The sequence below is a fragment of the Bradyrhizobium sp. CCBAU 11386 genome (genome assembly GCF_028128955.1).
Taxonomy (GTDB): Bacteria; Pseudomonadota; Alphaproteobacteria; order Rhizobiales; family Xanthobacteraceae; genus Bradyrhizobium.
Genome location: NZ_LBKA01000002.1, coordinates 182,771 through 204,233 on the forward strand (window position 1 = coordinate 182,771; position 21,463 = coordinate 204,233).

17 protein-coding genes and 1 pseudogene are annotated in these 21,463 nt (G+C 57.8%); 14 read left to right on the forward strand and 4 right to left on the reverse strand.

Annotation, left to right across the window (positions count from 1 at the left end; all coding sequences use genetic code 11):
* Positions 1 to 36 precede the first annotated feature (36 nt).
* Both XI09_RS01075 and XI09_RS01080 read right to left on the reverse strand, forming a co-directional pair.
* Positions 37 to 2,052: a hypothetical protein gene (locus XI09_RS01075; RefSeq protein ID WP_271565296.1), complete on the reverse strand. Its 2,016-nt coding sequence runs from the start codon at positions 2,050 to 2,052 to the stop codon at positions 37 to 39.
* 59 nt (positions 2,053 to 2,111) lie between these two features.
* Positions 2,112 to 4,439, reverse strand: coding sequence for an AAA family ATPase (locus tag XI09_RS01080; RefSeq protein WP_271565297.1), 2,328 nt, complete (start codon positions 4,437 to 4,439; stop codon positions 2,112 to 2,114).
* Positions 4,440 to 4,764: 325 nt separating this feature from the next.
* Here XI09_RS01080 and rfbC point away from each other — a divergent pair, with 325 nt between their 5' ends.
* The 8 genes and pseudogenes from rfbC (at position 4,765) to XI09_RS01120 (ending at position 13,035) form a co-directional block, all read left to right on the forward strand.
* The gene (gene rfbC / locus XI09_RS01085) at positions 4,765 to 5,322 is read left to right on the forward strand and encodes a dTDP-4-dehydrorhamnose 3,5-epimerase (protein ID WP_271565298.1); all 558 of its coding nucleotides are present in this window, start codon (positions 4,765 to 4,767) and stop codon (positions 5,320 to 5,322) included.
* A gap of 10 nt (positions 5,323 to 5,332) precedes the next feature.
* Positions 5,333 to 6,392 (forward strand): annotated as a pseudogene (rfbB, locus tag XI09_RS01090) (dTDP-glucose 4,6-dehydratase).
* Positions 6,393 to 6,402: 10 nt separating this feature from the next.
* Positions 6,403 to 7,392 carry a dTDP-4-dehydrorhamnose reductase gene (gene rfbD, locus XI09_RS01095; RefSeq protein WP_271565299.1) on the forward strand — a complete coding sequence of 330 codons (990 nt, stop codon included), beginning with the start codon at positions 6,403 to 6,405 and terminating at the stop codon, positions 7,390 to 7,392.
* Positions 7,301 to 8,176 carry a glucose-1-phosphate thymidylyltransferase RfbA gene (rfbA, locus tag XI09_RS01100; protein ID WP_271565300.1) on the forward strand — a complete coding sequence of 292 codons (876 nt, stop codon included), beginning with the start codon at positions 7,301 to 7,303 and terminating at the stop codon, positions 8,174 to 8,176. The genes rfbD and rfbA overlap by 92 nt, the downstream gene beginning before the upstream one ends.
* A gap of 221 nt (positions 8,177 to 8,397) precedes the next feature.
* Entirely contained in the window at positions 8,398 to 9,564 is a 1,167-nt protein-coding gene (locus XI09_RS01105; protein WP_271565329.1) for a DegT/DnrJ/EryC1/StrS family aminotransferase, read from the forward strand.
* Positions 9,565 to 9,580: 16 nt separating this feature from the next.
* Positions 9,581 to 10,582: an NAD-dependent epimerase/dehydratase family protein gene (locus XI09_RS01110; RefSeq protein ID WP_271565301.1), complete on the forward strand. Its 1,002-nt coding sequence runs from the start codon at positions 9,581 to 9,583 to the stop codon at positions 10,580 to 10,582.
* A gap of 330 nt (positions 10,583 to 10,912) precedes the next feature.
* Complete coding sequence (locus tag XI09_RS01115) at positions 10,913 to 11,554, forward strand: DUF4910 domain-containing protein (RefSeq protein ID WP_442869508.1); 642 nt, start codon at positions 10,913 to 10,915, stop codon at positions 11,552 to 11,554.
* Between the two features lie 344 nt (positions 11,555 to 11,898).
* Entirely contained in the window at positions 11,899 to 13,035 is a 1,137-nt protein-coding gene (locus XI09_RS01120) for a hypothetical protein (protein WP_271565302.1), read from the forward strand.
* A gap of 28 nt (positions 13,036 to 13,063) precedes the next feature.
* On the opposite strand, the gene XI09_RS01125 is transcribed toward XI09_RS01120, so the two are convergent.
* Complete coding sequence (locus XI09_RS01125; protein WP_271565303.1) at positions 13,064 to 13,951, reverse strand: glycosyltransferase; 888 nt, start codon at positions 13,949 to 13,951, stop codon at positions 13,064 to 13,066.
* A gap of 221 nt (positions 13,952 to 14,172) precedes the next feature.
* Here XI09_RS01125 and XI09_RS01130 point away from each other — a divergent pair, with 221 nt between their 5' ends.
* From XI09_RS01130 to XI09_RS01155, 6 genes are all read left to right on the forward strand, one after another.
* On the forward strand, positions 14,173 to 14,970 hold the full coding sequence (locus tag XI09_RS01130; RefSeq protein WP_271565304.1) for a WecB/TagA/CpsF family glycosyltransferase: 798 nt from the start codon (positions 14,173 to 14,175) through the stop codon (positions 14,968 to 14,970).
* Between the two features lie 5 nt (positions 14,971 to 14,975).
* Positions 14,976 to 16,100 (forward strand): non-hydrolyzing UDP-N-acetylglucosamine 2-epimerase, encoded by a 1,125-nt coding sequence (wecB, locus tag XI09_RS01135; RefSeq protein ID WP_271565305.1) that lies wholly within the window; start codon positions 14,976 to 14,978, stop codon positions 16,098 to 16,100.
* Positions 16,093 to 17,355, forward strand: a complete 1,263-nt coding sequence (gene wecC / locus XI09_RS01140) for a UDP-N-acetyl-D-mannosamine dehydrogenase (RefSeq protein WP_271565306.1) — start codon at positions 16,093 to 16,095, stop codon at positions 17,353 to 17,355. Before wecB ends, wecC begins: the two co-directional genes overlap by 8 nt.
* Positions 17,356 to 17,508: 153 nt before the next feature.
* Positions 17,509 to 17,667 carry a hypothetical protein gene (locus XI09_RS01145; protein ID WP_442869506.1) on the forward strand — a complete coding sequence of 53 codons (159 nt, stop codon included), beginning with the start codon at positions 17,509 to 17,511 and terminating at the stop codon, positions 17,665 to 17,667.
* A 21-nt stretch (positions 17,668 to 17,688) separates the two neighbouring features.
* Positions 17,689 to 18,741 (forward strand): NAD-dependent epimerase/dehydratase family protein, encoded by a 1,053-nt coding sequence (locus tag XI09_RS01150; RefSeq protein WP_271565307.1) that lies wholly within the window; start codon positions 17,689 to 17,691, stop codon positions 18,739 to 18,741.
* A complete protein-coding gene (locus XI09_RS01155) occupies positions 18,738 to 20,075 on the forward strand; it encodes a DUF4910 domain-containing protein (protein WP_271565308.1) in 1,338 nt (445 codons plus the stop codon). Before XI09_RS01150 ends, XI09_RS01155 begins: the two co-directional genes overlap by 4 nt.
* On the opposite strand, the gene XI09_RS01160 is transcribed toward XI09_RS01155, so the two are convergent.
* Positions 20,027 to 21,457: an apiosidase-like domain-containing protein gene (locus tag XI09_RS01160; RefSeq protein WP_271565309.1), complete on the reverse strand. Its 1,431-nt coding sequence runs from the start codon at positions 21,455 to 21,457 to the stop codon at positions 20,027 to 20,029. The genes XI09_RS01155 and XI09_RS01160 overlap by 49 nt on opposite strands.
* Positions 21,458 to 21,463: the final 6 nt, after the last annotated feature.

The following is a 21,463-nucleotide window of genomic DNA, read 5'->3' on the forward strand; positions in this document are numbered from 1 at the left end:
GCCGAAATCTTTCGCTGGGGATCCGCCGCGAATGAACTAGGGATCTCGCGCGCGTGTGTTCTGGAGATAGCTCGGATCGAACTCCGAAACCAGCTTCTCGATCAACGACCTGCCCTCGGGTGACGCCGATTGGTACGCCGCGACGATAGCTGGCTTGAAGGCTGGCTGGCGTGCAATTGCAACTTTGAGATCGCGTCTAACCAGATCACGAAGCTCAGGCTCCCTGATTGCGGCGTCTGTGCCGAGTGCGATAGACAACCGCAACGGAAACAGATCCACATCATTTGGCGCAGTGTAGTACGACATCTTGAGCAGGGCCGCCGCGTTATATCCGGCCGACTTGTCCTGCTTTGCGATTGCTGCAAGCATGAGCCAAACGTCGCCCCGAAGTGGCGAGCAATGCAACGCGTTTGCGAGCGCGTTGGTGGGGGAGAGACGGCTAGCGTTCTGCCCGGCCTGGACCTCGAGTTCATCGGTCATTGCTTGTGCTGCGGCTGTAAACCGCCGCGTTGCCCCCACGTCTTCGTGCCCGGGCGCGATTGATGCAGCTCTTGAGACTTTGTCGGTCAGCCCGTCGCGTGAAACAGTGGCTGCGACAGTTGAGAAGCCAGCGCCGAAAGGCCACCAGTGCGAGGTCAGCCAAGCTGCTTGGGCGATCAGCACGACTCCGACGGATACCAGTGCTATGCGCGCCCAATTATTCCGGAATGCAGCTGAGTAGCCTCGCCACCCCAGCGAATGCTTGCCAGTTACGGCTTCTGGAAATTCCTGCAAGGCAAGGCTCTGACCGAACGCCAAGCCATAGAGCGCCGCAACCAAAAGCGATACGCTAAGATTGAGAATGCCATCCTTGGCGAATGCCAAGATCAGCAGTGAGACCGAGGCGCCGGCGCCGACGGCCGGGAATAGGTAATCATACCCTCGCGACAGAGAGCGTTTGAACAAGGTGCAGGCGCCCACCACCGTAACAATCAGCAGCCCGCAGAGGAACGCGTGCCCCATCTCGATGGCAATTGCTGCAGCAACCGTCGGTCGCTCGCGCACGGCGGTCACGCCAATGTCTCGATAAACCGGCAGGAGCGCATCAAATGTTCCCGCGCCGGATCCGACCGGGCCGATGTCCTGCAGCATCCGTTCAGTTGCGGCCTCACTCTGCGTCGACAAAGCGAGTGTCAGGTCGGTATTCTTCTTGATCGGAATGACGGTGAAGCTCGCGATGAAAATGATTGCGGCAGTTGCGACAGCCCCCGCCATGCCCCAGAATCCGAAGAACCATCTGCGGATAGCTACGACAGCAGCCAAGGTCCCGGCCCCAAGCAGGGCAGCGGCGACCATCGCGGAATCGGAGCAGACGAGGACCGTTGCAATGGAGACGATCAGCGAGAGAATGGCAGCCAAGAGACTGGCTATCGGACCTTTCGCCGAACGCGGTGACCTTCCAGGACGCCGCAGCTGATCGAACGCCCGGATAGCCATCGCAGTCGAGAGGATGACGCCCAGCGCTGCGGCGATCGAGCCGTTCGTTACGGCGGCAGCATACGCGCTAGGCGAGGAATCATGCGAGGGGCTAATTGTCCTCCAGATCGCGAGTGCGGAGACGAGGGTCGTGACACATACCAGGGCGTACAGGACGCGCGCCGCACGCTGCCTATCCAGAGCGACGACCGCGGTGACCAGCGCAGTAGCGACGATGGCGTTATACTGCGCAAGCGACAGCATGGTAGCGCGGAGGTCGACGGTGAACCGTTCGGCGAGCGGTTCGTTCAAGGCAGCCGACGCGGTCGCCCAGATGGGATTTCCAAGTCCGCCAAACGGGATCGGAACGAGTTGCAAAGCCATCCAAAGCGCCGGCGTAATGAGAGCAATGATGAGAAGAGGTCGCAGCAGCCTAGCAAGCCGCGTGAATGTGGAGGTTGGTTGGAGGGCCGCTAGAGCTGACGCCGCTGTCGCGAGGATCACCGACGCGACTGCCGCCGCCGGCAGGGTTTCTGTAATTAGGAATGACAAACAGGTGGCCAAGAGCAAAGCCAGTAGTACGAGCGGGGCAATCATGTACTCACCATCTCTTGCGACGGCCGGTCTCCAGACCCGGGGGGAGACGCTAGGAAATTTCAGGAACTGGATAGGCCATAGCGGACGTAGTGGCTGTCATCATAATAGTCACTTCGGTAGGTATCGTATCGAGCCATTGCCTTGATGTCGGTCTTGTTAAGGACTGTGCCGATGAGAGAGTCGTGGATATTCGGTGCCGTGTGCAGAGCGTGTTGGACGACGTCGATCTTCGTCCGTCCCCACTCGACAACCAGAACGAAGCAGTCAACCAGAGGTGCTGAGGCCCGTACATCGACCAGAGGAGTGAGTGGCGGGAGATCCACGATCACGTAGTCGTAGCTGGCTCGCAGACGGTCAAACAGCTTGCTTATTGTCTCGGCACAAAGGATCTCACTGGTATGAATCAGAGGTCCTCGCCGCACGACGGGGAGGAATGCAAGATTGGTCTCAGGATCCCGCCAAATCGTTTCTTCCAGGGTGCGGTTGCCGTTTGCGACCTCGATGAGTCCAGCGATTGCTTTGGGGGCGAGGTTGGCAGTGAGCGAGGGATTCCTAAGATCGCAATCGACAATGATGGCTCTCTTGCCGCTGTGTCCAATCAATTGCGCGAGCGAGGCTGCAATTGTGGTCTTACCCTCATTCGGCAAGGCCGACGTGATACCGATGACTTGGTTGGAGATTTTCGCGGGATTGTGGTCGATGGCAAGTTTGATCGAGCGGATCGCCTCCGCGAATCGGGATAGCGGCATCCCGACAACTGTCCGGTGAACCGCCGGCACAGTGGAGAGTGTCCGTTGCTGCACATCCCCATCCGCCTGTTGAGATCGGCCTGTTGATTTCGTTGGAGCTCGCAGCAGCGGTACGAGGGACAGGCACGGTAGTTCCAACGCGGCTTCGATCTGGGACGAGGTACGAAAAACGCGGTCCATGACGTCCCTTATAAACGCCAGCGCGATGCCGAGTACGAGACCACCAATGATGCCGAACGCCAACACCAGCTTTGTCTTCGGCTTGCTTTTGGTCTGGGGCGGTGTGGCCGGAAAGATCACCCGGGTCTCTGAGATGGGAAAGGTCTCCTGCTGGGTCGATCCCACGTAACGCTGCAGGAACGTCTCGTAGAGGCTCCGCAAGCCCTTTGCACGGCTTTCCAGGTCCTTGATGGTCAGTTCGGCGGAGTTCGTCGACCGTGACTGCGACACGGCCTCAGCCAACTGCTTTTCAATTTCTTGTTGGCGCTGTTTTGCGAACTCGAATTCACTTCGACTGATTCCGGCAAGCCTCTTGACCTCCTCAAAAAGCGAGGTGCGGAACTCGCGCATGCGATTCCGGATATTGATGACTGCCAGGTGGTCGCGACCGACACGGGCCGACAACTCGGCTTCCCGCCTCGCCAGTTCGAGATATTGCTGGCGCAGCACAGTGATGATTTGGCTGTTCGTCGCATCAGTGCCGATGGCATCCAGATTGTCGATCGACGAGGGTTTTGCTGGATCGGCGCTGAGGAGGTCCTCATAGCGGGTCAGCCTGGCCCGGGCCTCGGAGGTCTGCGCGCGGACGGCCGCCAATCGAGCGTTGAGTGCTGTGATTTGTTGATCACCTATGGACTTTCCGTCAGACGAGACGATGTTGTTCTGGGCTTTGTAGGCATCAACGGCGCGTTGCGCAGAGAGCGCTTGCTCGCCAAGATCGCGCAACCTCTCCTGTAACCAACTCGTGGCCTTGCGATTGGCCTCGAATTTCGCGTCCAGTTGGTCGGCGACATAGGCGTTGGCCACTGCGTTGACGATCTCCGCCGCTTGGCGTGGGTTACTCCAACTGAAGCTGATCTCGATGACGTTGCTGTAGCCGACGCGGTTTGCTGACAGTCGATCCAGAAATGCGTCGATGGCCGCTTCCGACGGCTGCCCTTGGGAATCGGATTGGCGATTTTTGGGTTGGGACGACACCCATGCCCGAAATCGCTGCCACACGGAAAGCAGAGAGGGCCCGGATTCATTAAACTGAGTATCTTCGGTCAGCTTCAACTTATTGATTACCGCCACCGCGGTGGCTCTCGATTTCAGGAGCTGAAGTTGTGTCTCGATTTGGCTGAGATCGAAGGCTGGCTCCGCGAGGAGTGACTGTTGCTGGATGAACTGTGCCCTTGTATTGCCGAGCAGCACCTGGACCTGCGCGGTATAGGTCGGTGGGGTCAATCGAAGGTAGAGCAGACTGGTCGCGGTTGCGAGCACGGCAGTGACGGCGATCATCAAATATTGGCGTCGAAGGAACGACATTCCGAATTTGATGAGGTCGCCGATCCCACCGCTGTCTATCTGATCGGACTGCGCCTGCGCGCCGAACGGCAGGCGTGTGCCGTCGGTCTGTAGGAGGTTGCTCTGAAGCATCACGTACCTATCTGGGCCGGCAGAGGGGATGATTATGTGAGTGCTGTCCCCACCGACGCGCCTGGTTGATTTGTGAACCTGGCATTTAAAATAAAGATATCAGACAAAAATGGCATTGCCAAATTAAATGATAATCGATATTAATCTGTTGAAATTGAGTTGGGTGATCTCTTGCGGAAATTTGAGTGCTTCGCGGCGCGTTTCAGCGGTCGGAGTGATTTTTGGCGATAATCGATAATAATGAATTCGAAAGTAATCCGGGTGGACAGATGGTCTCCCAAAAAATATTGGATGATGAAACTGCAGGCTTCGGAAGGGTGCTTTAATGGTTGAAGTGCGATCCTTGGCGATCCCTGACGTCAAAATGATCCGAACAGCTCGACTGTGCGATGCCCGCGGTTACTTCTGCGAGGCATTTCATCGGTCGGCGTTTGCCGAGAAAGGCATTCCCCACGACTTCGTCCAGGACAATCAGTCCTGCTCCGAGCGGATTGGGACCGTTCGCGGCTTGCACTTCCAGCGGCCTCCATTCGCTCAGGCCAAGCTGGTCCGGGTGCTCAGGGGAGCCATTCTCGATGTTGTGGTCGATCTTCGCCGCCTCTCCCCGACATTCGGCAGGCACGTCTCGGTCGAGCTGGACAGCGAGAGCGACGAGCAGTTGTTCGTTCCAAAAGGGTTCGCTCACGGCTTCTGCACGCTCCAGCCTCAAACCGTGGTCTTTTACAAAGTCGATGAAGTCTATTCTCCCCGCCATGACGGTGGGCTCTATTGGGCCGATCCCGAATTGGCGATTGACTGGCCGGTGACAACCTCGGAGGCCCAGCTCTCACCAAAGGACCGAACGCTTCCTACCTTCGGCCAGCTTACTTCGGTGTTCGAATAGAGGGCGTGGCATGCGTGTCCTGGTGACGGGTGGAGCGGGATTTATCGGTTCTGCGGTCTGTCGGCAGTTGGTGTTGGATGCAGGGGCCACAGTCGTCAATGTCGACAAGCTGACATACGCGGCCAATCTGGCGTCATTGGTATCCATTGACGGCACCAGTTGCTATCGATTTGAGCAGCACGACATCTGCGACCAGGAGGCGGTAAATCATCTGTTCTCCAGATGGGAGCCAGGTGCGGTCATCCATCTCGCCGCGGAGAGCCATGTCGACCGGTCAATTACCGGCTCGGCAGCGTTCATCAGTACCAACATCGTCGGCACCCATACGCTGTTGGAGGCAACCAGGCGATACTACGACCACTTGCCAGATCAGCGGCGGAAACAGTTCAGGTTCATTCACGTGTCGACCGATGAAGTCTACGGTTCATTGGGATCGTTCGACCGCTTCCGGGAAGAGACCCCTTATCGGCCGAGCTCGCCCTATTCGGCGAGCAAGGCGGCTTCCGATCACCTCGCGCTTGCCTGGTACAAGACATATGGCTTGCCGGTCGTCGTGTCGAATTGTTCCAACAATTACGGACCGTTCCAATTTCCGGAAAAGCTCATTCCACTGACGATTCTCAATGCGATTGAGCACAAGCCGTTGCCTGTCTATGGCGACGGCAGCAATGTGCGTGACTGGCTTTATGTCGAGGATCACGCAGCAGGTTTAATCAAGCTGCTGTTCGAAGGCAGACCCGGAGAGAAGTACAATTTCGGCGGCAACAGCGAACGATCCAACCTGGAGGTCGTCACCCAGATTTGTGACGTGCTTGATCGATTATGTCCGGGGGCGGCAGCGAGGCGATCGCTGATCGAGTTCGTGCCGGACCGGCCGGGACACGACGCCCGCTACGCGATCGACGCGTCCAAAGCTCACCGCGAACTGGGATGGCAGCCGACCCGAAGCTTCGAGCAAGGTCTCACCGAGACCGTGGAATGGTATCTCGCCAACGGCGCCTGGTGGGCGCGGGGCTCGCAACACCATCTACGACGGCTCGCGTCTCGGCCTCCCAGCCACGAAACACTGAGGTCGCATACATGATTGAACAATCGATACTGATTGCTGGTCGGAATGGCCAATTGGCCACGTGTCTTCGCCACCTCGCTGCTCTCCGCGGCTTGCCCGCGGTGGCCCTCGGGCGTGAGGAACTCGACCTGGAGGTCCGAGAGGGGATCGACAGAACAGTCGCCTCGATTGGCCCTTGCATGATCATCAACGTCGCCGCCTACACGGCGGTGGATCAGGCCGAATCCGAAGTCGGGAAGGCCTTCAGAATCAACCGCGATGGTGCAGTGGCGTTGGCGGATATCGCATGGCAGCGAAACATTCCTTTTATCCATTTGTCGACCGATTATGTCTTCGACGGTGCGAAGCAGGAGGCCTACGACGAGGCAGACGTTCCGGCACCGCTCAACGCATACGGTGCATCGAAGCTGGCGGGCGAGGCGGCTGTCTTGGCCGCGCATCCGCTTGCGACTGTAATCAGATCGTCCTGGATCTACAGCCCGGTTGGCAGCAACTTCGTCCGGACGATGTTGCGGCTCGCCGAAACGCGCCCGATTGTAAAGGTCGTTTGCGACCAACAGGGAAATCCGACTTCGGCGGCGGAACTCGCGGCGGCGCTCCTGCAGATCGCGGAGCGGTCGCTAACCGACGACCGCCGCACCGTGGCCGGCATCTTTCATCTCACTGGTCAAGGGGCGACGACCTGGCACGGGTTTGCGGAGGCCATCTTCAACGGCCTGTCCCGTCGTGGAGTGCAGCCTCCCACGCTCGAAGCGATTACGACCGACCAGCATCCCTGCGCCGCGCGCAGGCCGCCGAATTCGCGGCTGGACTCATCCAAGGCCGAACGCGTGTTCGGAATTCGATTGCCGGCCTGGCGCCAATCTCTCGAAACCTGTCTCGATCAACTCGTCGGAGAAGGAGACCCCGATGCTGAGGGGAATCGTGCTGGCTGGCGGCAGCGGAACGCGTCTTTACCCGATCACGCGCGTGGTCAGCAAGCAGCTGCTGCCCATCTATGACAAGCCGATGATCTACTATCCCTTGTCGACGCTGATGCTGGCAGGCATCCGCGATATACTTGTCATCACCACGCCTTCAGACCGGTGTCAGTTCGAGCGCTTGCTGGGGGACGGCAGTCAATGGGGGATTCGGCTCAGTTACGCGGAGCAGGCCCGTCCCACTGGTCTTGCGGATGCGTTCATTGTTGGTGCCGATTTCATCGGGGACAGTCGCGTTGCGATGGTGCTTGGGGATAACATTTTCTTTGGCGACGGCCTGAGCGAGCTGCTCGCTAGGGCTGCAGGGCGCGAGGAAGGTGCGACCGTTTTCGCCTACCACGTACGAGATCCCGAGAGGTATGGCGTCGTTACTTTTGACGATGCTGATCGCCCGGTGCGAATTGAGGAGAAGCCGAAGCAGCCGAACTCGAACTGGGCGATCACGGGTCTCTATTTCTTCGACAACAACGTCGTGCGCTACGCACGACGCGTCGAGCCGTCGGCGCGCGGCGAACTCGAGATCACCGAGCTGCAGATGCGCTATCTTTCGGCTAAGGCGCTCCATGTTGAGCGGATGGGGCGGGGTTTCGCCTGGCTTGATACCGGCACGGTGGAGTCGCTGATCGATGCGGCGATGTTCGTGCAGACGCTCGAAAAGCGACAGGGGATGAAGGTTGCCTGTCTGGAGGAAGTCGCCCTGAGGCAAGGCTTCATCGATCGCGATCAAGTCGCCGCGCTGGCGAGACCGCTGGAGAAGAGCGGCTATGGCAAGTATCTGAACGAGGTCGTGCATTTCCTTAGATGAAACCGGAGCGACGTCGAACGGTTCGGAGACAGCTGCGGTATAGGCCCACCAAGGGGTAGTTCCATGGCCAGGTTTCGCGCTATCTGCCAATTCGAACCGGAACTCTACGCCGTAGCTTGAGAAATATGCTGTTGGTATTTTGTCCTCATTTATTATTTGATCTAAAATAAATAATATATTAAACCGTTTGAATTGTTGGGACGGCGAGTGTGATAACCGAATTGATACCTTTCCTGGACTTGAAAGCACAAGCTCGCACGATCGGGCGGGAAATCGATGTTGCGATCGCCCGCGCCGTCGGGGATGAGCGATCTGCGCGGAGACTTGAAGCTGGCGCGTTCGAGGAACGCTTTGCGGATTACTGCAACGTCGGTTGCTGCCGTGCCGTCAACAGCGGCGCATCGGCGCTCCATCTCGCATTGCTGGCGGCCGGAGTGGGGCCGGGCGATGAGGTGATCACGGTCTCGATGAATTTCGTCGCGACGACGGCTGCCATCATTCGATGCCGTGCAACACCGGTCTTTGTGGATGTCGATCCAATCACGTGGACGATGAATCCTTCCTTGATCGAGGCAGCGATTACGAAGAAAACGAAGGCAATACTGCCGGCCCAACTGCATGGACTCATGGCGGACATGGATCCGATCATGTCGATTGCCCGCCGCCACGGTCTCTTTGTGATCGAGGACGCTGCTCAGGCGCATGGTGCCGAGTACAAGAGCAAGCGGGCCGGCTCGATCGGGGATCTCGGCTGCTTCAGCTTCTATCCCGACAAGAATCTCGGAGCTTATGGCGAGGCCGGGGCGGTTGTCACGGATCACCCTGAACTTGCGCGGCGGGTGTCACAGCTTCTCGACCGGGCGCAGGGTGGCGAGCGCAATCATGTTCTCGCAAGATACGACGACCGGATGGACGAAGTCCAGGCGGCTGTACTGAACGTAAAGATGGACTACATTGAATCCTGGACCGAGGCTCGTCGGTCCATCGCCGCGCAGTATGATCAGGCACTGTCCAGTCGGGCGCGCGCGCATCCGCGGCCGCCCAGCCACAGCCGGCATGTCTACCATATCTACGCCCTTAGGCATCCGCACCGTGATGAGGCTCTCGAAATGCTACGCGGCGCGGGGATCGGCGTCGGCATTCATTACGCCGTTCCGGTCCATTTACAAAAGAGCTACGTAGAACTTGGATATCGCGTCGGCGATTTGCCCGTAAGTGAAAGGCTTGCGAGCGAGTTCCTATCGCTTCCGGTTTATCCCGAGCTACTGCCGGATCGGCCCAGCGTCGTTGCCTCCGAATTGAAGAAAATCGCGGCACCCGAGGCTCAAGTCTTCCGGAGTGACTGGGCATTTCAGAACAAAATGCCTCGACATGGTCTAGTAGCCTAGAAGCAGGAGAGCGGTCTTGATCGATCTCAAGGGCAAACGCATTCTTGTTACCGGAGGCGCCGGGTTTATCGGCTCGCATATCATCGATCTACTATGCGACGAAGGCTGCATCGAAATAGTCGCGCTCGACAATATGATGACTGGTCGACCGGAGAACCTTCGCAAGGCGCTGACACGAGGACCAGTGCGGCTGGTCGATGGCGATATACGCGACACAAAGTTAATGGAAGCCCTGGTGAAAGCGGCCGACATCGTCTTTCATCAGGCAGCACTGCGTAATACCCATTGTGCAGCTGAACCGCGTCTCGCCATGGACGTCATGGTGAATGGGACCTTCGAACTGCTCGAACTTTGCGTGAAACACGACATCGAGAAGATCATCGCGGCGTCGTCGGCTTCCGTGTATGGCATGGCGGAGGAGTTTCCGACAACCGAACGTCAGAACTCATATAACAATCGTACGGTATATGGTGCCGCGAAGGCGTGCAATGAGGGCCTGTTGCGCGCCTACAATGATATATACGGCCTTGACTACCTCGCTTTCAGATATTTCAACGTGTATGGCAGCCGCATGGACGTGCGCGCTCGATACGCCGAGATGTTGATCAGCTGGATGGAGCAACTTGAAGCTGGAATGGCTCCGGTCATATTTGGGCACGGCCAGCAAACCCTGGATCTAGTGCATGTCCGTGACGTTGCTCGCGCGAACATTCTCGCTGCGAGGGCAAAGGTCAGCGACGAGGTCTTCAACGTAGGAAGCGGCATCGAAACGAGTCTCGTGCAGCTCGCTTCGGCCCTGGCTTCTGTTATGGGACGTAACGGCGTGCTCCCGCAATTCGCGCCCGAGCGTTCGATCGATCCGGTACCGCGCCGTGTGGCCTCAACGGGAAAAGCGGAACGTCTGCTGGGCTTCCGCGCCACAGTGTCGCTCGAGCAGGGACTCGCGGATTTCGTGAAGTGGTGGCACTCCGAGCGCGGCCTCTCGGCTGCGCGGGAACGACAAGCGGTGGCTTCGTGACGCCGCTTGCAGCGCCGCCGACGGCCCATGAAGAAGCCGACGCCATCGTCCTGGAACGCCTAACGCGGGGTAGGGCGGCATTCAGCTCATGAGTAGCGTGACGTAGAGGAAAGCAATGCGAGTTCTTGTAACTGGTCATCTTGGCTACAAACCCCAAAGGACTTCGCCGCCGCCCAGACTCAAATCATTCGATCAGCGAATTGGTGAACATGCACAGCAATGAGGATCGCGCCAAGCACATCAAGCATGGGGCTCGTTGTGTCCATGGTCGGAGACTGAGGAGGTCCAACATACAAAAAGAGCAGGCGAGGCGACGCCAAGACCGACAGGATAGTCACTCACAGCCTTCGACATTGCGGGTTAGCCCCGACGATTCTCGAGTTTTCTCCGTATAGTTATGATGAGCGCCAGTATTGTTCGCCAGGCTTTAATTCACCTGTTGGACTCTTTCAACGCAGCCAGTTCGGGCAAATCCCACAATATCACACCTCAGCCGACAATCTCGATTTCATCGCACCCGATCACCTGGCCGACCAGTGCGGAAATCCGACATCGGCGCTCGACCTCGCTTCAGCGATTCTTCAGCTCTCGCGACGGCTCATAACCGAAGATCGGAGGGCTGCGGCCGGCATCTACCATTTCGCCGGGCGAGGCGAGACGACATGGCACGGCTTGGCCGAGGCAATATTCGATCTGCTAGCCCATCGTGGAATACAAGTGCCCCGACTTGAAGCAATTGCCACCGAGCAGCACGCAACTGCGGCGCGGAGGCCAAGGAATTCGCGTGTCGATTCATCTAAGGCTGAACACATTTTAGGGATTCGGCTCCCGGCTTGGGCTTGTTCCGTCGAAACCTGTCTCGAGCAGCTTGTCGATGGTGAATTCAATGCCGATGGCAATTGCACCGCCTGGCAGCGGAATGCCGCTCTATCTGATCACTACAGTGGGCATCGAACAGCCGGTCTGCGATGAGCCGAGGACCCGCCGTTCGCAATCGACGCAGGTGGGTGCTCGAGAGGCTCTCCTCATCGGCACGCTTTGGAAACCGCGTTAATTCGAGCGGTTGCAGAGGAGGGCAGTTGGCGGATTCGACCTGTTTCTAACACGCTCAGGCGCACCGCTGGCAGGTTTCAGAAATTCAATCAAGAGTTTAAGGTTCATTTGGTCGCATTGACCAACTAAAGTGTTGCTGATTAAATAGTTTAATAATTAGATTTCAGTTTGAGGATCGGATGAGGCCGTCCGGAAATATTGAAGTGAACTCTATCCACGGTAATTCTTCGCCGAAGATTAGCCTGGTCAAGGGGGCGAGTTCGATGCCCGAATTCTCGGAGAATTCGCCGCTGGTGCGCTATGCGCTCAGAGGGTTGGAGCAGTGTTGGCTGCCCGAATGCGGCCGCTGGTCGCATATCTACCATCTGGACGGACGTGCCTCTCCGAATGAGTCATTGACCCATAGCGATGTATTCTACACGCTTAACGTCCTGCTCGGATTGTCCAGGATAAGGGCGGTTCCGAGCAATATCGACCTACCGGAGATTTTTTATCGGAATGCCGCTCAGCTCACCGTTCTTCCGGTACCAAAGTATGCGCTGGGCATGGCGCTTTGGTCCTCCGCAGAACTCGGCTTTGAGATGCCTGAGCAGGCGAGGCTCGAAGTGAAGGCGCTCTTGACCGATCAAACGCGGTGGGCAGGCTTCCGTGCGCAGGATTTAGGCATGCTTTTGACGGGCGTCGTGGCTCGAACCAGGGCGGGCGACAGGGAATGGATGCGGTTCGCTGATCCGCTCTTTCGCTTTCTCAAGGAGCGATTCCATTCCGGATCAGGACTTTTCTTCGACGCGCCCTTCGGATTTCGGCGGCGCTTCGCTTCATTCGCGACCCAAATCTATCTGTCGATTGCTTGCTACCATTACGGCGAATTCGCAGGCGACTCATCCGCACTTGCGATGGCGGGTGCCTGCGCAAGCAAGCTGATTGCGCTCCAGGGCCCTCAGGGCGAATGGCCCTGGTTTTTTGACGCGATCGGTGGCCGCGTGCTTGACTTCTATGAAGTCTACTCGGTCCATCAATATGGAATGGCCCCGGCGCTGCTGGAATGGGCGGAACGGTATGAGGTACGCGGAGCGCGGACTGCCTTAGTCAAGGGATTTAATTGGACATTTGGTGAGAACCAGCTTCGCCGCTCGATGCTGGTGCCCGATCTCGGGTTGACCATCCGGTCGCAGATTCGAAAGCTGGAATTGACGACGAGAGCGCCCAGGATGCTGCGTGCGATCAAGAACGCCTATGTCGGCCGCGAGTCGGGGCTAATCGAAAGCTCTCGTGTCGGACTGCGGCTTGAGTGCCGCAGCTACGAGCTGGGTTGGATGCTGTGGTCTTTTGGACGGCGCTCTGATCTGCCGGAGCTGACTAGCAACACGGCGTTTGACGGGACGTCAATATGGGCCTGAGGCTCAAGCACTAGCTGCGTCCCACCGGCTAGCGGTTCCATGCGACTGCTCGTCGATTGCGAAGCAACGAGAGCATGGTCATCACGCGATGAAGCCGTACTGCACACATAATAGCGATCGCCTTGATGCGGGCCCCGACGCCATCGAGCCGGTCGCTCGTTAGAACCGTCACGATGCTGGGGGCGGGCGAGGCCAGCACGAGCAGAGCCTGCGCAATCCAGCGCAATCTCCAGGCAGGTGTCCCCTCGGCCATGTTGCGGGAATGCGCGATCTGGCGGTCCCACTTGACGTAGAGTTCGTGCAGAGAGCTCCGGGCCGGGTGATAGACGATCATCTCTGGAATGTACCGAAACCGAAGCCCGGCGCGCCGTGCGCGTCGCCCCCATTCCATGTCTTCCGCCACATCGATTCCAGCGAACGGGCCGACGGAATCAAAGTCCCGGCGAAACATCGCCATGTTGCCCGTGCCTGCATAGCCATCGCGTTCGATGTAGAGCCTGAATCGATAGGCGAAGACGCTCTCATAGGCTGCGATGGCATCCAGGTGTTCGCTCGCGTCATGCCAGATACGAACGTCCCCTCCGAGAACCGTGCCGGACGGCGATGAATGCAATGAACGCCAAATGCTGCTCAGCCAGTCCGGATGCGCCCTGCAATCGGCGTCGATGAAAGCCAGTACCTCGCCACTTCCGGCGGCGACGCCAGTGTTGCGCGCCGGACCAGGACCCGGCCGAGCTTCATGCAAGAGTCGTACACCGGGAAATCGGCTGATCACGTCGGTCGGCATGATCGCGGAGCCGTTGTCGACGACGATGATCTCGAAGGAGTCGTGGGAAAGAGTTTGTGCCTTGAGATTGGCCAGACAGGCGTCGAGGGCACCGGGTTGATTTAGATGCGGAATAACTACGGAAATCATCTTCAAACACCTGCTTAAGCTCCCGTACCGCCCGTGGTTCGTTCAGGGCAATTGTTACGGCCGTCGTCCAACCGCTCCTAATTTAATGCATCAACGATAAATTAATCACAGGAGCGACTTGCATTAAATAATTATATCAGTATTATCCGATTATTAATTTAACTGCAACCGCTGCGCGGAGAGCCGCCGCCGGGAGCAGCTTCTTACAACTGGGGAAACCGATGCGCGCGTCATTTTTGGGGTGCCCCATTGATATCCTGACGATGGCCGAGACTATCGATCTTGCACGCAAAGCCATGCGAGACCGTCGACGTTTGCAGCATGTGGCGCTCAACGTCGCGAAGTTCGTCAACATGCGGTCCGATCCTGTGCTTGCCGCCGATGTTGCCAATAGCGATGTGGTCGGCATCGACGGCATGGGCATCCTCTGGGGCGCGAGAGCGCTTGGCCTTCCGGCCAGGTCGCGCGTCACTGGTGTTGACCTGCTGGGCGAATTGCTCGCGGTTTGCGCGCAGGATCGTTTCCGTCCCTACTTTCTGGGGGCCACACCCGCTGTCTTGCAGAAGGCGGCGCAGCGTGCGCGAGACAAACATCCTTCGCTTGTTTTAGCCGGATTGAAAGACGGCTACTTCACCAGCGAGCAAGAGAGTGATGTGGTCAGGGATATCCGATCCAGTGGCGCCGATTGCCTGTTCATCGGCATGCCCACGCCACGAAAGGAGCGCTTCCTTGCTGCCCATCGGGATGAACTTGGCGTGTCTTTCATCATGGGCGTCGGTGGTGCGTTCGACGTCCTCGCGGGCGAGGTCCATCGAGCTCCGGTTCAGATGCAGCAGTTCGGTCTCGAATGGCTATACCGTGTCTATCAGGAGCCCGGACGCATGTGGTGGCGATACACCAGGACGAACACGTTATTTGCCGGCGTCTTGACCCAGGCCGTCTTGCGGCAGGCGCTTCGGCGGGCATTTTCTGAAGCACAAAATGCGCTTCCCCGCGGGACGGGTCGGATCGGAGGGTAAGGCGCGTGCGCAAGCATTTTCTCATTCTGTTGGGAACGAGGCCGGAAGCAATCAAGCTGTTTCCGATTATCAATCGCCTCAAGGCCGAAAAGTGCAAGGGCGTCGCATTCACGGTCTGCGCGACGGCGCAGCACCGAGAGTTGCTCGATCAGGTTCTCAAGTTGGCGAAGGTAGTCCCGGACTACGATCTCAACGTGATGACGGTCAATCAGACGCTCGACGGTCTGACTGGCCGGTTGTTGGCTCAGATCGGAGAACTTCTTGAGAAGGTGAAACCAACCAGAGTCATCGTCCAGGGCGATACGGCGACTGCTATGACAGGCGCGCTCGCATCGTACTATCATCGCATCCCGGTCTCACATGTCGAGGCGGGGCTGCGAAGTGGAGATATCTTCGCGCCTTGGCCGGAGGAAGTGAACCGCAAGATCGTCGGATCGATCGCGGATCAGCATTTCGCGCCGACTGAGCGTGCTGCCAGAGCGCTGCGGTCGGAAAACGTCTCCAACGATCGCATTCATGTCACTGGCAACACCGTCGTGGATGCGCTGATCCTCGCGAAAGCGATGGTTGAGGCGGATCCGCAACTGTCGTCTCGCTGGAACGTCATCAAGAAGCATCACGGCAACCGGCGCATCATCCTGGTCACTTGCCATCGTCGGGAAAACTTCGGCGGCGGGGTTCTCAACATCGTGAATGCATTGGAGACAATTCTGGGCAGAGGGGACGTCGCCGTCGTACTTCCGGTTCATCCAAACCCGAACGTCCGTGACGTGTTCGCAACTCGGCTGGCCGACCATCCGCGTGTCGTACTTATTTCTCCCCAGGAATACACGGATTTCGTCAGTCTGTTATCGCTATCGTACCTGGTGCTGACGGATTCAGGCGGTGTTCAAGAAGAGGCGCCGACTTTCGGCAAACCTGTCCTTGTCATGCGCGAGACGACGGAACGACCGGAGGGAATCGAAGCGGGAACCGCTCGCCTGGTTGGCGCGAACTACGACAGGATCGTTGGTGAGACCTTCCGTCTGCTTGATGATGATGAGACTTATGCCGCCATGGCGCGCTCCCATAATCCGTTTGGCGATGGTCGTGCCAGCGAGCGGATCGTGAAGGTACTGCTTGATGCCTGATCCTCAGAAAGTGACCGTCATCGGACTTGGTTATATCGGGTTGCCGACCGCTGCGCTGATTGCCAGCCGTGGCCTTCAGGTGGTTGGCGTGGACACGAAGGAGTATGTGGTCAGGACGGTGGCCTCGGGAGCCATTCACATTTCAGAGCCTGATCTTGATGGTCTCGTTTCCAAGGTTGTGTCGAGCGGCGCGTTGACGACCTCAAACAAGCCACAGCCGGCCGACGTCTTCATTATCGCGGTGCCTACACCCATTGACCATGATCATCGACCGGATTTGTCCAGCGTGGATGCTGCGGTCGAGACCATCCCGGATCTGCTCGTTCCGGGCAATCTCGTCATTCTCGAATCGACCTCGCCAATCGGAACGACGGAAGGCATTGCAAAGCGGATCGTCGAACGCAGGCCGGATCTGAAAATCGGAGTCAATGGCAGCGAGGAAGATTCGATCTACGTCGCCTATTGTCCTGAGCGCGTACTGCCAGGGCGGATTTTGAGTGAGCTCATAAACAATGACCGATGCATCGGCGGGATCACTCCCGCCTGCGCGCGTCGCGCTCAGCGCTTCTACAAGATGTTCGTTCGCGGCGCTTGTGTTGCTACGACCGCCCGGGCTGCCGAACTGGTCAAGCTCACCGAGAACGCGTTCCGGGACACGAATATCGCCTTTGCCAATGAGCTATCGCTGATTTGCGACAGGTTCGACATCAATGTCTGGGAGGTGATCGACCTTGCCAACCGTCATCCGCGTGTGAACGTGCTGCGGCCAGGCCCGGGTGTGGGCGGGCACTGCATTGCGGTCGACCCATGGTTCATCATCGATACGGCGCCGGATTTGGCACGCGTAATGCGAACGAGCCGCGAAGTGAACGACGCCAAGACGCAGAACATCATCCAACGGGCCAAGGCCCTGATCGACGATCATCCTTACGCGAACGTGGCCTGCTGCGGACTGACATTCAAGGCGAATGTGGACGATTTGCGCGAGAGTCCGGCCATGGAAATCGCGTTGGAGCTGGTAAAGAAGTACGGCCAACGCGTCAAGGTTGTCGAACCGAACCTGCGACGACTGCCACCGGAACTTGCCGACTACAGAATCGAGTTTGTGAGCATCGATCAAGCGTTGCGCACGTGTGAGATCGCGCTTCTTTTGGTCGATCATGATGAATTCAAGATGGTTCCGTTGGCCGAGCGTCGGCATCTCGACGTCATTGACACGCGGGGCATATGGCAAGACATGCCGGTGCGGACGTGATGTTGATGCGGTCCAGCGATTCAGATCGGGAGTGAATGTTGCAACCGTGCGCGCGTTGGAATGCACAATCAGTACCGCTTCTTCAAGCCAGTGGTCTTGAGCTGTGCGGAGTGTCAGTAGCCGGAGCGGAGCTTAAACGTCAGGAGAGACGTCTTGATCGACCTCAAGGGCAAACGCATCATCGTTACCGATGGTGCTGGATGCATCGGTTCGCACATTGTTGACATGTTATGTGACGAGGGCTGCATCGAGATAGCCGCGCTCGACAACATGATGACCGGCCGGCCGGCGCGCCACTTATGGATAACCTGACGTGCAGAGTGGAGAAAAGTAATGCGAGTTCTAGTAACCGGGCATCTTGGCTACATCGGTACTGTATTGACGCCAATGCTGGTCCAGGCTGGTCACGAGGTGACCGGATTGGACAGCAATATCTACTCTCGGTGCACATATGCGGCGGGCGGTGCCATTGTCGAAGTCCCGACGATCTCGAAGGATGTCAGAGATGTGGAGGTAGCTGACCTCGCTGGTTTTGGTGCCGTACTGCATCTAGCGGCGCTGTCTAATGATCCACTCGGAAATCTAAGACCTGAACTGACCGACAACATCAATCACCGCGCAAGCGTGCGGATGGCAGCAATTGCAAAACACGCCGGTGTGCAGCGTTTCGTGTTTGCCTCATCCTGCAGCAACTATGGAAAAGCCGGCGAGGATATGATTGACGAGACTGCAGCTCTCAATCCGGTAACAGCTTACGGGGAATCCAAGGTTGCGTCGGAACGGGACATCTCGGCATTGGCCGACGATAGGTTCTGCCCGGTCTATCTGCGGCCGGCAACGGCTTACGGCGTCTCGCCCCGGCTGCGCTTCGATATCGTGTTGAATAATCTGGTCGCGTGGGCATTTACCACCGGAAAAATTCATCTCAAGTCGGACGGAACACCCTGGCGCCCGATCGTCCATATTGAAGATATTTCGCGAGCGTTCATCGCCGCGTTGGAGGCGCCCGCCGAAGCCGTATTTAACGAAGCGTTCAATGTCGGTCAGACTGCCCACAACTATCGAATTCGAGATCTGGCCGAAATCGTCGCGAGTGTCGTGCCAAATTCCAAAGTGGAGTTTGCTGACGACGCGGGCCCGGATGCGCGCTCCTATCGAGTGAACTTTGAAAAAATTCGCCACAAGTTGCCGGGATTCCAGCCGCGTTGGGATGCTCGAATGGGGGCTGAACAGCTTTATAAGGTTTATCGGTCGTCAGGCGTGACCCTGGAAGAATTCGAAGGTCCCCGGTATCAGCGAATCGGCCATATTCGGAAGCTGCTTGCCGAGGGGGTCCTTGATCGTGACTTGCGCCACATCAAGCTGCAGCTTCAAGCGGCATCATGAATGGTGGGCTGACGGTCGGCGAGAGGCTGGTCGGGGGCAGCCCGGGCGAGGAGATAAATGCCTTTGCCGCTAAGATATACCCGATCTGCCGCAGCATCACCGGCGATGGGGTCCGGAAAACATTGCGGGCGATCCGCTCTCACATCGATCTTGATATCCACGAGGTCCCGACCGGAACGGAGGTGTTCGACTGGGTTGTCCCGCGGGAATGGAACGTCCGTGCGGCGTATATCCGCGATCAGCAGGGTCGCAAGATCGTGGATTTTGCGGAGTCAAACCTGCATGTCATGAGCTACAGCGTTCCGGTCCATCGGTGGATATCATTGGCGGAGCTCAAGCAGCATGTCTATACGCTGCCGGACCAGCCGGACCTCACTCCCTATCGAACCTCCTATTATGCGGACAATTGGGCATTTTGTATGCCCCATCGACTGTTTGAGAGCCTCGATGACGAGCGGTACGAGGTGGTCATCGATTCCGATCTTTCCAACGGCTCCTTGAGCTATGGCGAATATTTGCACAAGGGCGAAACTGACGAGGAGTTCCTGCTTTCCGCCCACATCTGCCACCCCTCACTGGCGAACGACAACTGTTCGGGAGTAGCGCTCCTGACTCATCTTGCAAAATGCATGGTGGGGCTACGGACCCGATACAGCTATCGATTTCTGTTCGCGCCAGGGACCATCGGTGCAATTACGTGGCTGGCACGCAATGAGGACCACGCGAGGCGCATCAAGCACGGGCTCGTGGTCTCGATGGTCGGTGACGGTGGCGGTCCGACGTACAAGAAGAGCAGGCAAGGCAATGCCAAGATCGACAGGGTCATTGCTCATGGTCTTCGGCATTGCGGGCTGAAATCGACGATCCTTGACTTCTCACCCTATGGCTATGACGAGCGTCAATATTGCTCGCCGGGCTTCGACTTGCCCGTCGGCCTATTCCAGCGCAGCCAGTTCGGTCAGATCCCGGAGTATCACACCTCGGCGGACAATCTCGATTTTATTGCGGCAGATCATCTCGCGCTCTCTTACCGGCTCATAGCTGAAGCTATCGATGTCGTGGAGAACGACCGGGGCTATCGCAATGTGGTGGCCCGGTGCGAACCGCAACTCGGCCGACGCGGGCTATATGGAGCCATCGGGGGAGACAAAGGGACCGCGGAGGCCAACATGGCGATGCTGTGGGTGCTGAACCTCTCTGACGGACGGCATTCGCTGTTGGATATTGCAGAGCGGGCGGATTTGCCCTTCTCGCTGATCCGACGCACGGCGCAAATCCTGAGTGATCATGGACTCCTGTCGGTCTGCGACATTGAGGCCGACGGGGCGAGATGATCGGCTGGCGGTTGCGTTTCAAGCAGTAGTACCCAATCGCTGTCGCCGGCGCTGTTGACGCCTGGCGGAGAAAATTGGCGAACACCTTTGTTGGCAAACGGCGAGCCTTCGACGGATGTGTAGCGACCGTTGGTAGGATCGAACCAATGGGCGATCGCGGTCGCGGCCAGTTTCGACATGTCAATGTTAGCTGCTCGAGCGGTAGGTAAATAGGTGATTACGAGCGAACCGTCGCTTGTCCGGGCCGTGGCAGCATAGGAATTGGTTGTGATCGATCCAAATCGGGTCGATGCCTTGAATGAAAGAAAGCGTCTTCGAACCGAGTTGGAGACCCGATAGCTACCGAGATAAGCGGTAAGTTTCGCAACAGATTCGGCCAGCCAGTGGTAGCCGGCCTTTGTGACGCTATGCGTTTGGTCAGGAATGAGATCATACCACCTTCGGCGAGCAAACAGATCCTTCATATAGCGAAGCTCGATAGCGCCGCGAGTATTCAGATCAGTCCTCCAGCCTTCTTCGAAGCTCCAGTTCCTCGAGCCGTAAAGCTGACCGGCCGCGCCGCTCAACATGGTCCAGTATTCCTGCCGCCGCAGGTTCTGGGCGCTACCGCCGTCGGTGTTAGGCTGTTGTTCAAGCTCGTAATTCGCTTCTACCAGGAAAACCAGCTTGTAGTTGGCACGATTATACTCGTTCAATATTTGGACGTAGGTTGGGAAATAGGTGTATGCGGCACTCATATCAATCAGGGGCTGCCAACCCGGATCATCGAGCGAGCCACTCGTCAGGAAGTTCAGTTCGACTGTCTGAAGCTGGTTTGGGGCCTCATGGCGGATTCCCCGCGCGACCGCCTGGACGAGCGCATCGTCATCCTTGTTTTGCCAGGACTGGAAATCGTTGCCATGCAACCAGATGATATTCGGGATGTCTCGGTAGCGGTTACCCAGGTATAGGCCATATCTGTAGGCTCCCGCGACGCCATTGACCCGCAAGGTATGTAGCCATCCTGTAGTCTCGATGGGATCGAGGATCACGGCAAGTCCGAGCTCTTCGGCATGGCGGATGATGTTCTCTGCCCGTTGAAAAAAGGCCGGATTCGGTGTCGGGAGGTCGTTCGTTACGACGAACGGAACAATCCCGTCCTCGGTCCCGCCGTCGGACCTGCATCTCAGTGCATCATTGCACAGCAGATTTATCCTGTCGGCGGCTGTATTCGCGTTGGGTCCCGTTGAGGCATCGAGCGCAACGGCGTCGGAGCCAAACGCTAGAAGTGTCGCGGCGACGAGGAGGGGGTGAGCCGACGCGCGCATCCACCTTTCCGTGCAGGCGCGGAGGCGCCATGGGAGCACCCTGATCCCCGACGCGAATGTGGTGGTGTCAATCATGCTGGG